Here is a 12,708-nt window from a genome sequence, read left to right on the forward strand (position 1 = left end):
AGCTAGTGAGATGTCGCGGGGCCATCATTGTTCAGAAGTTGTTGAAATTGTTCTGAAGAGACCGCGTGTGAAATCAGGAAACCCTGCACCTGATTGCAGTCGACCTTGCGCAGCAGAGCCAGTTGCTGCGGCGTTTCCACCCCTTCAGCCACCACCGTGAGACCAAGTTTGCGGCCCAGCGCGATGATGCTTGCCAGGGCCTGCGCCATGCCCTCGTTGTCGTGGCAGCCCTGCACCAGTGCCTGGTCGATCTTCAATTCGGTAAACGGCGTGGAGACCAGGTTCAAGTACGAGCTGTAGCCCTTGCCGAAATCATCCTGGGACAGGCCGAAGCCCTTGATGCGCAGGCGGCAGGCGCCGGCGTAGAAGTTGCTGATGTCCTGGGGCACCGAGCATTCCATCAGTTCGAAGCAGATCATTCCCGGAATGCCATCGTGGTGCAGCACGAATTCCAGCAAGCGGTCGGCCAGGTCATGGCTGTTGAGCAGGTGCGTGGGCAAGTTGATCGACACCGGTATTTCGTAGCCACGCTGGCGCCAGCGTTCCTGGGCGTGGATCGCCTGTTTGAGTACCACCCACAACAATCGCTCCTCCAGCTCGAATGCCTTGATCGCCGGCAGGAACGCGGCGGGCAGCATCACGCCTTGCTCGGGGTGCATCCAGCGCACCAGGGCTTCGGCGGCGACGATGCGGCCGTTGGCGAGGGACTTTTTCGGTTGGAACCAGGCCTGCAGTTGGCCGCTGCTCATGGCGTGCACCAGGGTGTGGCGGTCGATGTCCAGGTGCTCGGGCAATTCGGGGGAGGGCTTGCGCACTGTGTTCCTGAGTTGGTCGACGAGGCTGCGCAGGGCGTCGGCGGCGACCGGTTTGGAGATCAGCCCGATCACTTCCACATCGAGGTTTTTCGCCACCAGGCTGGCCGCCATCAGCATGCGCCGCGACGCCGCGCTCATGATCGCCAGCGCCGGCTTGCAGCGCAGGCTGGCCAGGCACTGGATAAACTGCACGCCGTCCATGCCGGGCATCAGCAGGTCGGTCAGTACCAGGTCAAAATCGCGCTGGCGCAGACGCTCCAGCGCTTCTTTACCGTCCTCGGCGGTTTCGAGCATGAAATCCCCCAACTCACTGAGCAGGTGCTGCAGGTAGATGTGCTGCAGGGGATGGTCCTCAACAATCAAAATACTAAGGGGCTTCATGGGTGATCCGTGCATAAGGCGCCAGGGAGTTGAATAGAGCCCGCAACGCAAAGGGTTTGACCAGGCAATGGTTCATGCCGGCGGCCAGGCACAGGTCGGCCTCGCCGCGCATGGCGTTGGCGGTGGCCCCGATAATCGGCAACGGGCAGCCCTGACGACGCAGTTCGCGCGCCAGTTCATAGCCGTTGATGTGGGGCATGTTCACGTCCGTCAGCACCACGTCGAAGTTGCCGGCGGTGTACAGCTGCAACGCTTCCTGACCATCGGCCGCCAGCTCCACGGTGCAGCCGAGTTCTTCGAGTTGGTCACGCAAAATCAGCTGGTTGATGATGTTGTCCTCGGCCACCAGCAGGTGCAGGTTGAGTTTGTTCAAGTCACGCTGACGCGTCTGCTCACCAGCGCGAGCCACCCACAGCCCCTGGGCCTGGCTCACGGCCTGATGAACAGCGCCCAAGTGGTTGAGGTTGACGTGCCAGGCGCCGGCCTCGGCCTCCAGCGCGGTGCAGGCATGGCTGCTGACGTGAATCACCGGGCCCGGCCACTCGGGCGCCAGCGATGGATCGACGCTGCCGGGATGCACTTGCAGCAGCAGATGGCTTTCCGGCAGCGTCGGCAGCCCGGTCTGAGCGCGGGCACCCCAGCGGCGCAGCCAGCCGCTGATCGAATGCGCCAGTTCCGGGATGGGCGACACCACGTAGATCGTCTCGGCCAGCAGCGGTGTCATCGGTGGCGTCGGCGCTTCTTCCAGCGGCAGGATCAGGCTGAAGCTGCTGCCCAGACCCAGTTCGCTGACCATGCGGATATTGCCGTTCATCAATTCGGTGAGGCGCTGGCAGATCGGCAGGCCCAGGCCGGTGCCGGCAACCACGTTAGTGTTGCCTTCGCTCTGGTAGAAGGGCTCGAAAATCATCGCCTGGTCTTCCTGGGCGATGCCTTTGCCGGTGTCCGAGACTTGCCACAACACACTGGAGCGCTCGCCATCGCGGCCAAGCACTTTGACGCGCAGCACCACGCGCCCGTAGTCGGTGAACTTCACGGCGTTGTTGAGCAGGTTGTTGAGGATCTGGCGAATGCGTGTCACGTCGCCGATCAGCCGTTCCGGCAGCTTCGGGTCGAAGCAGGCATACAGCTGCAAACCTTTGCCCTGGGCGGCCGCGGCGTAGCCCTGAATGATTTCGTGGACCAGGTCCAGCGGCGAAAACTCGCTCATTTCAAGAGCCAGCTGCCCGGCTTCGATCTTCGACACGTCAAGCACGTCGCAGATCAGTTGCAGCAAGGTCGAGGAAGACCCTTCGATGGCCTGCAGATAGTCTTTCTGCTGGGCGTCCAGTTGTGTGCGCGCCAGCAATTCCAGGGTGCCGAGCACGCCGTACAGCGGCGTGCGGATTTCATGGCTCATGGTCGCCAGGAACAAGGTCTTGGCGGCGTTGGCGGCGTCTGCCGACTGCCGCGCTTCTTCCAGCGCCGCTTCCACTTGTTTGCGTGCGCTGATATCGCTGAAGGCGCAAAACAGCACGTCTTCGCCCCTGTAACGGGTCGGCGCGCTGCTCAGGTACAGGTGACGGCCGTCGATGGTTTCAAAGTAATCGCTGCGTTCGGACGGCTCACCGGCGTAGGCTTGCGCGATCCAACCGGCGCGCAACGCCTCGCGCTCCGGGCCGTGGCCCAGCCATTGCTGGGCGAGGGTGTTTTCCAGCACCACCTGGCCGTCGGTACGGCGCAGTACGCACAGGGCGACAGGCGCGGTCTGGATCACATCGCGGCCGAACGCCTCGCTTTCGATCAGCGCCTGGATGCGATGGATCGAGGGAATGATGAAGCGCTGGTCGACGCGGCGCATCACCAGCCAGATCAGCGTCAGGCTGAACAGGCAGAACAGCAGCGAACCCAGTAGCTGTTTCCACAAGCCGGTGACCACCGCGCGCAGGTCGATGGAATACATCAACTGCCAGTCCGAGGATTTCAGGTGCTTGCGGATCACCAGGTGATCGGGCAGCAAGCCGTTGCCGACAAAGCCGAAAAAGCTTTCTTCCTTGGGCCTGAGGTGTTGCTGGCGCATCTGCGTGTCGTCGCTGTTGGTAAATACCAGCATGCCCTGGGAGTTGAGCATCATGAACTCGCCGGCGCTCTGGTCGCTGAGGGTCGAGGACACTTCACGGCTTTCCATTTCCAGACCCAGCCAGCCGGAAGTGGGGTCTTGGCGATCCAGACGGATGAATATGTACAGGTGCGAATGGTGTTCGGTGCGGTCGCTCAGCCACAACTCGTTGAGGGTGGACGGATCGCTGTGCTGCAAGGCCTTGAGGCGGTTGAGCATGCACTTGGAAATCGGCAGGACTTGCGCGGTCGCGTCATACACCCGTGTCACCTGCGGGGTAGGGCCGGCGTTCACGTACAGCAGGTTGAGTTGCTTGGCCTTGAGGTAGTCGCGCAGGCGTGCCGTCAGCCAGATGCTCCACTGGTTGCCCGGCGTGTCTCCCAGCTGCACATGCTCCTCTTCGGGAGAGGAGGGGGAAATCCTCGACTGCTTGCGCACCGCCGAGAGGCTGAGGCTTTCAAGCAGCGCCTCGCGATTGGTGAAAAACGTATGGGCTTCGGCGATGGCGCTGCTCATGTAGCCACGGCGTTGGGAAATATCGTTGTTGAAGGTGGACAGCAGAAAGGTGTAAACGCCGCTGAGGATGCCGATGAGCAGCACGGTCGCGAAAATACGAAGCAGCCTTCTGGCTGCTTCGGGTCGGGAGAGGACGGGGTTGATCTGGAGCAGATAACTTTTCAATCGCATCGGCGGACTTTAAGCGTCGGCCGTGTCGCGTGGCATAAGACGATCCTTAAAAATCAGCTATTTGTAATACATATCCACCACCACCGCGGCCTCGAATGCGCCGGGAATCGGCAGGGTGCGCCATTTCAAATCGGCGCGGAATTCGTCGTGGCTCTGGCCCAGGCCCATGAGGTTCTGCAGCGTGAACCAATTGTCGAACGGCAATTGCTGTTGGCTCTCGGCGCGGGACAGGGCGATGCCCACCGATTTATTGTTGTCCGGTACCAGCAACCCATTGATCACACTGCCGCCACCCGGCGTGGTGGCGAAGCGCGCGCTGACGGTATAAGGCGTGTCGCAGCCTTTGCGCAGGTTCAAGCTGAAGTTTGCGGTGCTGGCGACTTCGCCGATTGCAAACTTGCGCGAGGGCATCGGGAAGCTGACCACGCTGGGGCTGATCGTCAGCTCGGGGGTACAGGGCACGAAGCGGATGCCGTTCATGCCGGTGACCACGTAGTTGAAGTTGCTGTTGGGCCTTGAGTTCAGCCCGCGCACGCCGTCCAGCTGGAACACCCGATACTCGGTCAGGGTACTGGCCTGGCCACTGGGAGGCGTCGGGTCGTATTTCTCGATGAATACGCTGAAGTTGAGGGTGAAGCGCGCCTTTTCCCAGCCTTTGCAGTTGGTCAGATTGCAGCCGCGGTCGGAAAAGAACCCGGTGCCGACCTTGCCGGTACTTTGGGTGATCGGCTGGTTGTTATAGCGAATACCCACGCGGATACCCGTGCCGATGCTGACGTTGGCCGGGTTGACGTAGAAGTAGATTTCCTCGCGGCCGTAGTAGTAGTCATCTTTGCAAATCACATTGGTGGAGCGTGGGCCGGACTCCCAGATAATGCTGCCGTTTGGCGCATCGGCCGCCACCGCCAGGGCGGTGCCCAAGGCTTCTTTGGTAATGATCGAGTCGCTGCCGTCCTCACGGCAGGCCAGCGCATGGCTGGTGGCGGGCAGGACTGCGCAGGCCCACAGCAGCATGGATAGTATTCGTTTGGTGAGTGACATTGGTGCAAATACCCCGCGAACCATCAGTTGAGCGCCGCGCTGTGGCGGGCTTGCAAACCGATATCGGTGATTTCGGTGAAGTGGAGGGTGGTGCCTTTGGGCAACGGGCCTGGCGCGGTCAGGGTTTTGCGCTCGAAAGGCTTGAGCAGCAGGTAATCACTGAGCACCTGGCCGTCGGTTTGCAGGTTCACCAGCGACAGGTGAAAGGCGCTGGGATTGCTGACCGTGACGGTGTGCCCATCGTTGCTGCGCCATTGCAGCTGCTGCACCGCGTCGGCCGAGCCGCCTTTGAGCGCGGGTGGCCGATAGAACAGCTTGAGCCGCTGGCGTATCGCAAACTGCACGCTGTTGGGGTCTTCCGGCTTGAGCGGGATCTCCATGATGTTCAGCCAGAACAGCGATTCACGGTCGCTGGGCAACCCTTCACCGGCATACAGGATGCGTAACTGATGATGCTCGCCAGCGCCCAGTTGCACCAACGGCTCGGTGGCGGCAAACGGCACGCTGTGGCTGCTGGCTTCGTCCTCGCCGCTGATCCAGGTTTGCACCACCACTTCCCGTGCAGCCTGGTTGACCACGCCGATGTTGGCTTCGCGGTCGTGGCCGAAATAGATCAGGCGCGTGCCTTCGACCTTCAGCGCTGCACTGGCAGGCGGCGGTGCAAGGGCCAGCAATCCGCAGGCTAAAATCATCATTCTGAGTAAAAACATGAGCACAGATGAATCCATGGGAGCGTGGGGGAACGCGGCCCATGGTAGGGGCAGGGCGCAGCGGGGGCTTTCAGGCGATTCTTAAAAGTGCGCGGCTGTACCCGGTTACCGTTTCAGAATCGCCTTAAAGTCAGGTTTCACCCCTGACAGGTAACGTGGTCAGCGTTGAATGAACGACGCGGATGCCCAACTGTCAGGTTTACCTATGTCCAATAAAGCGTTACGCCTTCTGATTGCCGATGCAGACATTCTGCAACGGATCAAGATCGAGAAAATGCTCAACCAGCTGGGCTATCACCGTATCGTCCCCTTGAGCTCGTTCGACGAACTGCAGGTATTGACACGTTCGGGCGTCGTGGCGTTCGACCTGTTGATCATCAACACCGCGCTGGTGCACTCGCGGCAGGTCAACCTGTTGAAGTATTGCCATGACAACCCGCTGATTCGCCACACGCTGATCTACGACGGGCAATGTGCGCAAAGCTCGGTGGTGTCGGTATCGGTCAGCCAGACCCTGCACTTGTCGCTGTCGCAATCGCCGGATTTCAACTCGCTGCGTCGCTGCATGGAAGTGGTCGATCCGGACCATAGCCTGCCAACCGTCGAACGCCCGGTGCTGCGCGCCGTTGACAGCCGGACCAGCGTGCCGTCAGCGGTGCCACGCGCGATCTACCAGGGCGATCCGGCGGTGGTGGCCTGCGCGGTCGGGCTCTCGCCCAAGCGTTGATCAATCGGCAGGCTCAAGCGTATCGGCACTGATTTGGCCGCCGGCACCTTGCTGCGTTCGGCATGGTGCCAGAGCGGCACCAGCGGGTTGCATTCGGGGTAATACGCCGCGGCGCAGCCTTCGGGGATGTCATACGCAACGATTTCCAGCGGGCCGACCTGGCGCTTGACCTCAGGCTCTATGGCGGTGGTCAACATCACCCCCTGACCGTTCTCGAAACCCAGCCGCGCGATATCGTTGCGGTGCATGAAGATCACCTCGCGCGTGCCACTGATGCCGCGAAAGCGATCCTCGTAGCCGTAGATCGTGGTGTTGAACTGGTCGTTGCTGCGCAGCGTCATCAGTTGCAGCACGTCACGCGCCAGCACATCGGTGTTGACGTCATCGTCTTCATTGAGCGTGGCGGGCAGCACGAACTGTGCCTTGCCGCTGTCGGTCAGCCATTCGCGCTGCGCAACGGCGATGGGGCGGTGAAAACCTCCCGGTTCGGCCATGCGGGTTTCCATGTCGTGGAAGATCTGCGGGTAGATGAGGCTAATGGCGCTGCGCACTTTTGAGTAGTCCGCGCTCCAGCCCTGCCAGTCAATCGAGCCGCCCGCTGGCAACGTGGCCTGGGCCAGGCCGGCGACGATGCTGGCCTCGGCGCGCACGTGGGCGCTGACCGGTTCGGCGCTGCCATGCCAGCCGTGGATGCAGCCGGTGCTGTCCTCGGTGGCCCAGGTTTGCTCGACACCCTGCTGCCGGTCGATTTCGATACGCCCCAGGCACGGCAGCAGCCACTGGTGTTGCGCGGGCAGCAAGTGCGTGCGATTGAGTTTGGTCGCGATCTGCACATTGAGTTGCAAGGTTTGCCAGGCCGGCTCCATGCGCGAGGTGTCGGGAATCGCGCGCAGGAAGTTGCCGCCCAGGCCGATGAAGCCGCGCACACGCCCGGCCAGAATGCCTTCGCAGGCGTCCACCGTGCACAGGCCCATTTGCTCCGGCACCTTGAAACCGAACTGCTGCTCGATCAGCTCGACCGGGACTTTTTTCGGGTCTTCGGTAATGCCCACCGTGCGCTGGCCCTGCACATTGGAGTGGCCGCGCACCGGGCAGATGCCTGCGCCCGGCTTGCCGAAATTGCCGCGCATCAGCAACAGGTTCACCAGCATCTGCACGTTTTGCACCCCGTGCCGATGCTGGGTCAGGCCCATGCCGTAGATCATCATGACCCGGTTACTGCGCGCGTACACCTGCGCGGCCGCTTCCAGGGCGCCGCGGCTCAGGCCGGAGCGGCGCTCGATGGTCGGCCACTGCGCGGCGCGAACCATCGCCGCAAACGCCTCGAAGCCTTCGGTGTGTTCGGCGATAAAGGCGTAGTCGAGTACCGGCGCACGCCCGTCGCGCTGCGCCTGGTCGTCCAGCTCCAGCAGCACTTTAGCCAGGCCGAGCAGGGCGGCCGTGTCGCCACCGATCGCCACCTGGTGATACTGGGTACTGATCACGGTGGATTCGGGGGTGAGCATTTCTACCGGTGATTGCGGATTGACGAAGCGTTCCAGTCCGCGTTCGCGCAAGGGGTTGAAGGTGATGATCGGCACGTCGCGTTTGCGCGCATCCTGCAACTGGTGAAGCATGCGCGGGGCATTGCTGCCGACATTCTGGCCGAAGAAAAACAGGCAGTCGGTGTGCTCGAAATCTTCCAGCGTCACGCTGCCGACAGGGATGCCGATACTTTCCTGCAGGCCGACCGAGGTGCTTTCGTGGCACATATTTGAACTGTCGGGCAGGTTGTTGGTGCCATAGGCCCGGGCGAACAGCTGGTACATGAACGAGGTTTCCAGCGAGGCGCGGCCCGAGGCGTAAAACACCACGCTGTCAGGTTGCAGCGTTTGCAATTGCGCACCGATCTCGCGGTAAGCCTCCTCCCATGACGTTTCGCGGTAGCGGTCGGTGGCCGCGTCGTAGCGCATCGGATGGGTCAGTCGACCGTGTTGCTCCAGTGCGTAGTCAGACCATTGGCGCAGTTCACTGAGCGAGTGTTCGGCGAAGAACGCAGGTGAGGTCTTGAGCGAGGTCAGTTCCCAGGCCGTGGCCTTGGCGCCGTTTTCGCAGAACTCCAGGGCATGTGGCTTGCCGGGTTTGGCCCAGGCGCAACTGACGCAGGCGAAGCCATCGGGCTTGTTCTGTTTGAGCAGCGCTTTGGTGGCCTTGGCAAAGGCTTGCTCGCGCCAGAGGATTTTCATCACCGACTGTGCCGAGCCCCAGCCGCCGCTCGCGTGGGTGTAGGGGTGAAAGTGGGCTTTTGGATAGATGAGCATGGGCTGCACCTGAGGGCTTTATCGGTGAGGGATAACGTTACGACGAGTACGCTTGGCAAAAGGTTCGAGCGGGCTTCCGGGCGGCAGGCTAACCGCTCGTCCGACGCCGTGCGGATTTGTTGAACATCCGTTTCTCTGCCTCGGCCCTATCAATCAAGACGGCCGCATTTATTCAGTCGTCGCTGCCTATTAAAAAAGCCTGCCGTGAATACCTTGCCGAGCGGAGAGACGCCTGATGAACGACCTACCTGCAGTCAACCCAGCAATTCAGCCTTTGGCTTTTGAGCCGTCATTCGAACAGATTCCCGATGATGAAGCGCAGACCAGCAAGGAGCTGGCCGAAGCGCTGCACGGCATCATGGAAACGACCTTTCGCGACAGTGGCCACGCCACTCGCAGTGTCCACGCCAAGGCCCATGGCTTGCTACGCGGGCACATCAGCGTGCTGGAAAACCTGCCCGCCACACTGGCCCAGGGCGCGTTTGCCAAACCGGTGAGGTTGCCGGTGTACCTGCGCTTTTCGACCAACCCTGGCGATATTCTCGATGACAAGGTGTCCACGCCCCGCGGGCTGGCAATCAAGATCGTCGGCGTGGACGGCCCGCGATTGCCGGGCAGTGATGGCGAGGTCACCCAGGATTTCGTCATGCAAAACGCCAAGGCCTTCACGGCCGCGACGCCCAAGGCTTTTTTGAAAACCCTGAAATTGTTGGCCAAGACCACTGACAAGGCACCGGGCATGAAAAAAGCCTTCTCGGCGCTGCTGCGAGGCGTGGAAGCCACCCTTGAATCCATGGGCGGCGAAAGCGGCACGCTGAAAAGCCTTGGTGGCCATCCGCAGACCCATATTCTTGGCGAAAGCTTTTCCAGCGTGGTGCCGATGCTCTATGGCCCTTACTACGCCAAAATCGCTGTGGTGCCGGTGTCGTCCAACCTGACGGCATTGACCGACTTGCACGTGGACTTTGGCGACAACCCCGACGGCCTGCGCGCAGCCGTTGAGGCTTACTTTGCCCAGAGCGGCGGCACCTGGGAGGTGCGCGTGCAACTGGCCACTGACCTGGAAAAAATGCCCATCGAGGATGCCTCCGTGCAATGGCCCGAGGACCTCAGCCCGTACGTGACCGTGGCGCGCATCGACCTCGAACCCCAGGCGGCCTGGAGCCCTGAAAACGTCCAGAAAATCGACGACGGCATGGCCTTCAGCCCGTGGCACGGGCTGGCGGCGCATCGCCCGTTGGGCGGAGTAATGCGCGTGCGTAAACCTGCTTACGAGATGTCGTCCGGGTTCAGGGCCGAGCACAACGGGTGCCCGATCCACGAACCGCGGCCGTCAATCACGCCATAAAGGTTGGTGGTCGTCATCCAGCGTCCAGTGGGGTTGGCGGGGTTCCAGACACACCCCGCCAACCCAACGCGTATGGCTGGCATGGTCCAGCCAATAGGCGTCGGCGTTCAGCACCGCTTGCCCCAGTGGGGTCAGTGCGAGTGGGCGACGCGGCCAATCGTGCTCGGTCGCAGTTTCGACCAGTAACGGCGCGTCACCATCGATCAACGGGCGCAACAACGCATGGAACATCATGTCGCCCAGAAACGGCAGCGGCTCACGCTTGCCCATCAGTTCTGCGAACACCCGGCCAAAGGGCACGGGCCCGGCTTCGGCGATGTACTGCAGGGACAAGCGTTCGGTGAGTGACAAACCATCTCGCATGCCTGGCAGCTCCTGCAATTGACGCCTCAGCGCGGGCGCGAGCAAGGGCAGGGCGCGGTGGTTGCCGTGAGCCAGTTGCGCCCAGTCGACCGGCGAGGGATTGCAATAAGCCGACCAGGCCTGCTTTGCCAGCTGCACGGCCTTATCGTCGATCAACCGGCGCTGTGGCCATAACCACGCGAGGACGTCGGGTGCCAGTTGGCCAATGCCGATAAACCGCTCGACGCCGGGAATGCGGTGCACTTCGATCAGCTCAAGCTTGCGCGGTGCCTGCTCAAGCCCGGCCAACGCACGGATCAGGAACAGCTGGTCATAGGCATCCGCCTCGCACCACAGCACGCTGTGATCGGCGTCGGCCAAGACCTCAAGCTGGTGGTATTCATCACTGATGCGCCGCGCGGCTTCGGTGGGGTCCAGGGCGAACGCCTGGCTGATAAACGCGCTGCGCATCGCACGGAACGCGTCGCCGGGGAGGTCACGCACCGGCCCCATGCACAGCGGGTCGGTGAGCATCTGGAACTGGCCTTTGAACCCCGCCACCTGCAGGGTGTGGGCAATGTCGCTGCCGCAACGCCAGTGGGTGGTGCGGGCTTCATCACTGGCCTCAAACGCGGGGTGGCGGGCGGCGAAGTCGAGGGCGTCGACGTGCGCCTTGAGCTTGGGCCAACTGCTGAAACCCAGTTGCCGGGCGACTTGCCATTGGGCCTGGGACAACGTGGCGGTGGGGTCCTGGCTTTTCAGGCGCGGCAACAGTTCCTTGGCGCGCTTGCGCTGCTGCTCAAGGTTAAGACGGCCATCGGTGTTGGAGGATACAGGGCGTTGCGACATACGATCTCCTTGCACATACCTTTTCCGCTTTAAGGTTGGGAGTCGTAGAAATGAAATGCAGCGTGAGTGTCTTGGGCGCAGCCCTTTCCGCGGAAGGTGGCGTAGAGAGCGCCAGGCGGGAAATATAGGCAGCATTGGCGCTCAGTGCAACCCTGCACGTGTGGGAACGGGCCTGCCCGCGACAGCGCGGTGTCAGTCAGCCAATGTGCTGACTGAACCACCGCTTTCGCGGGCAAGCCCGCTCCCACATTTTGTTGTGTTGCTCTTACTTGTCCTTGCGCGCATCCATGGTCTTTTGATGCTCGGCCAGGAACGGCTGCTCCGCCGGGTCAAAACGGTCGATCCCGGCGGTGAAGCGATGCCAGTACGGATACAACGGCTGTCGCCGCGTCACCGCCTCGATGCGTGAAGACTGTTCTTCGGTGAGTTTCAGTTCGGTCGCCGCCAGGTTGTCGCGCAAGTGTGCTTCGGTGCGGGCGCCGACGATCAGCGAGGTAATGCCCGGGCGATCCTTGAGCCACGCAAGGCAAGTGCGCGCCACCGATACACCGTGCTCGTCGCCTACGGCGGCGAGGGTTTCGATGATATCCAGCGCGCGTTCCTGGTCATGCACATAGGGTTCCGGCCAGTCACTGCCTTGGCGGGTATTGGCCGGTGGTTTGTGCCCGCGCCGCGTCGAACCGGTCAGCAGGCCTTCGCCCATCGGGCCCCATACCAGCGTGCCGACGGACTGGTCGAGCGCCAGCGGCAGCAGTTCATATTCGGCTTCGCGCGATTCCGGTGTGTAGTAAATCTGCTGGGTGATGGGCTTGAGCATGCCGTGCAGCTCGGCCTTGCCCAGGGTTTTCATCATTTGCCAGGCCGTGAAGTTGCTGGTGCCGAAGTAGCGGATCTTCCCCGAACCGACCAGCAGTCGCAGCGCTTCGAGGGTTTCCTCGATGGGCGTCATGCCGTCCCAATTGTGCAATTGGTACAGGTCGATGTGGTCGGTGCCCAGGCGCTTCAAACTGGCTTCGCAGGCGCGGATCAAGTGGTAGCGCGAGGAACCGGAGTTGTTCGGGTTCTTGTCCACCGGGCTGCGGCCCTTGGTGGCCAACAGGATGTCGTGGCGCTTGTCGCCCAAGGCCTTGCCCACCACTTCTTCGGCCAGGCCGTGGGAGTAGAGGTCAGCGGTGTCGACCATATTCACGCCGGCGTCGAACGCGATGTCGAACATGCGCTTGGCCTGCGGCACGTCCACCGCGCCGCACTTTTCAAACTCGGCGCGGCCGCCGAAGGGCACGGTGCCCAGGATGATTTCGGACACCAGCAGGCCTGAATGGCCCAGTTGTCGGTATTGCATGTCGCCTCCTGTTTACATTGCACGTGAAGGTGTGAACGACATGAACGGCGATAGTTTGAATTTTTTCA

General features: G+C 61.9%; 9 protein-coding genes. 2 read left to right on the top strand and 7 right to left on the bottom strand.

The features are described 5' to 3' along the window. Positions 1-2: 2 nt before the first annotated feature. The 4 genes from ACM530_RS21000 to ACM530_RS21015 are packed head-to-tail and all read right to left on the bottom strand — an operon-like array spanning position 3 to position 5,717. Complete coding sequence (locus ACM530_RS21000; protein ID WP_106578938.1) at positions 3-1,196, bottom strand: EAL domain-containing protein; 1,194 nt, start codon at positions 1,194-1,196, stop codon at positions 3-5. Continuing rightward, positions 1,183-3,981 carry an ATP-binding protein gene (locus ACM530_RS21005; RefSeq protein WP_416363050.1) on the bottom strand — a complete coding sequence of 933 codons (2,799 nt, stop codon included), beginning with the start codon at positions 3,979-3,981 and terminating at the stop codon, positions 1,183-1,185. Before ACM530_RS21005 ends, ACM530_RS21000 begins: the two co-directional genes overlap by 14 nt. A gap of 57 nt (positions 3,982-4,038) precedes the next feature. Then, the gene (locus ACM530_RS21010; protein ID WP_256676528.1) at positions 4,039-4,995 is read right to left on the bottom strand and encodes a fimbrial protein; all 957 of its coding nucleotides are present in this window, start codon (positions 4,993-4,995) and stop codon (positions 4,039-4,041) included. A gap of 50 nt (positions 4,996-5,045) precedes the next feature. Beyond that, positions 5,046-5,717: a molecular chaperone gene (locus ACM530_RS21015; RefSeq protein ID WP_416363051.1), complete on the bottom strand. Its 672-nt coding sequence runs from the start codon at positions 5,715-5,717 to the stop codon at positions 5,046-5,048. A gap of 220 nt (positions 5,718-5,937) precedes the next feature. Here ACM530_RS21015 and ACM530_RS21020 point away from each other — a divergent pair, with 220 nt between their 5' ends. Continuing rightward, positions 5,938-6,459, top strand: a complete 522-nt coding sequence (locus ACM530_RS21020; protein WP_145165906.1) for a chemotaxis protein CheY — start codon at positions 5,938-5,940, stop codon at positions 6,457-6,459. Here ACM530_RS21020 and ACM530_RS21025 read toward each other — a convergent pair. After that, entirely contained in the window at positions 6,402-8,759 is a 2,358-nt protein-coding gene (locus ACM530_RS21025) for an FdhF/YdeP family oxidoreductase (protein WP_416363052.1), read from the bottom strand. The two genes, ACM530_RS21020 and ACM530_RS21025, sit on opposite strands and share 58 nt — an antisense overlap. A gap of 232 nt (positions 8,760-8,991) precedes the next feature. Here ACM530_RS21025 and ACM530_RS21030 point away from each other — a divergent pair, with 232 nt between their 5' ends. Further along, positions 8,992-10,107 (top strand): catalase family protein, encoded by a 1,116-nt coding sequence (locus ACM530_RS21030; RefSeq protein WP_372241502.1) that lies wholly within the window; start codon positions 8,992-8,994, stop codon positions 10,105-10,107. On the opposite strand, the gene ACM530_RS21035 is transcribed toward ACM530_RS21030, so the two are convergent. Together ACM530_RS21035 and ACM530_RS21040 are read right to left on the bottom strand one after the other, a co-directional pair. Beyond that, entirely contained in the window at positions 10,093-11,298 is a 1,206-nt protein-coding gene (locus ACM530_RS21035; protein WP_416363053.1) for a DUF1835 domain-containing protein, read from the bottom strand. The genes ACM530_RS21030 and ACM530_RS21035 overlap by 15 nt on opposite strands. Positions 11,299-11,563: 265 nt before the next feature. After that, positions 11,564-12,640, bottom strand: coding sequence for an aldo/keto reductase (locus ACM530_RS21040; RefSeq protein ID WP_262210259.1), 1,077 nt, complete (start codon positions 12,638-12,640; stop codon positions 11,564-11,566). Between the last annotated feature and the right edge of the window lie 68 nt (positions 12,641-12,708).

The organism is Pseudomonas sp. NFX183, from assembly GCF_047943075.1.
GTDB lineage: Bacteria > Pseudomonadota > Gammaproteobacteria > Pseudomonadales > Pseudomonadaceae > Aquipseudomonas.

Bases quoted from the DNA above. Each gene is read 5' to 3' on its own strand.
- ACM530_RS21000 (WP_106578938.1), bottom strand. From the start codon at position 1,196: ATGAAGCCCCTTAGTATTTTGATTGTTGAGGACCATCCCCTGCAGCAC.
- ACM530_RS21005 (WP_416363050.1), bottom strand. From the start codon at position 3,981: ATGCGATTGAAAAGTTATCTGCTCCAGATCAACCCCGTCCTCTCCCGA.
- ACM530_RS21010 (WP_256676528.1), bottom strand. From the start codon at position 4,995: ATGCTGCTGTGGGCCTGCGCAGTCCTGCCCGCCACCAGCCATGCGCTG.
- ACM530_RS21015 (WP_416363051.1), bottom strand. From the start codon at position 5,717: ATGATGATTTTAGCCTGCGGATTGCTGGCCCTTGCACCGCCGCCTGCC.
- ACM530_RS21020 (WP_145165906.1), top strand. From the start codon at position 5,938: ATGTCCAATAAAGCGTTACGCCTTCTGATTGCCGATGCAGACATTCTG.
- ACM530_RS21025 (WP_416363052.1), bottom strand. From the start codon at position 8,759: ATGCTCATCTATCCAAAAGCCCACTTTCACCCCTACACCCACGCGAGC.
- ACM530_RS21035 (WP_416363053.1), bottom strand. From the start codon at position 11,298: ATGTCGCAACGCCCTGTATCCTCCAACACCGATGGCCGTCTTAACCTT.
- ACM530_RS21040 (WP_262210259.1), bottom strand. From the start codon at position 12,640: ATGCAATACCGACAACTGGGCCATTCAGGCCTGCTGGTGTCCGAAATC.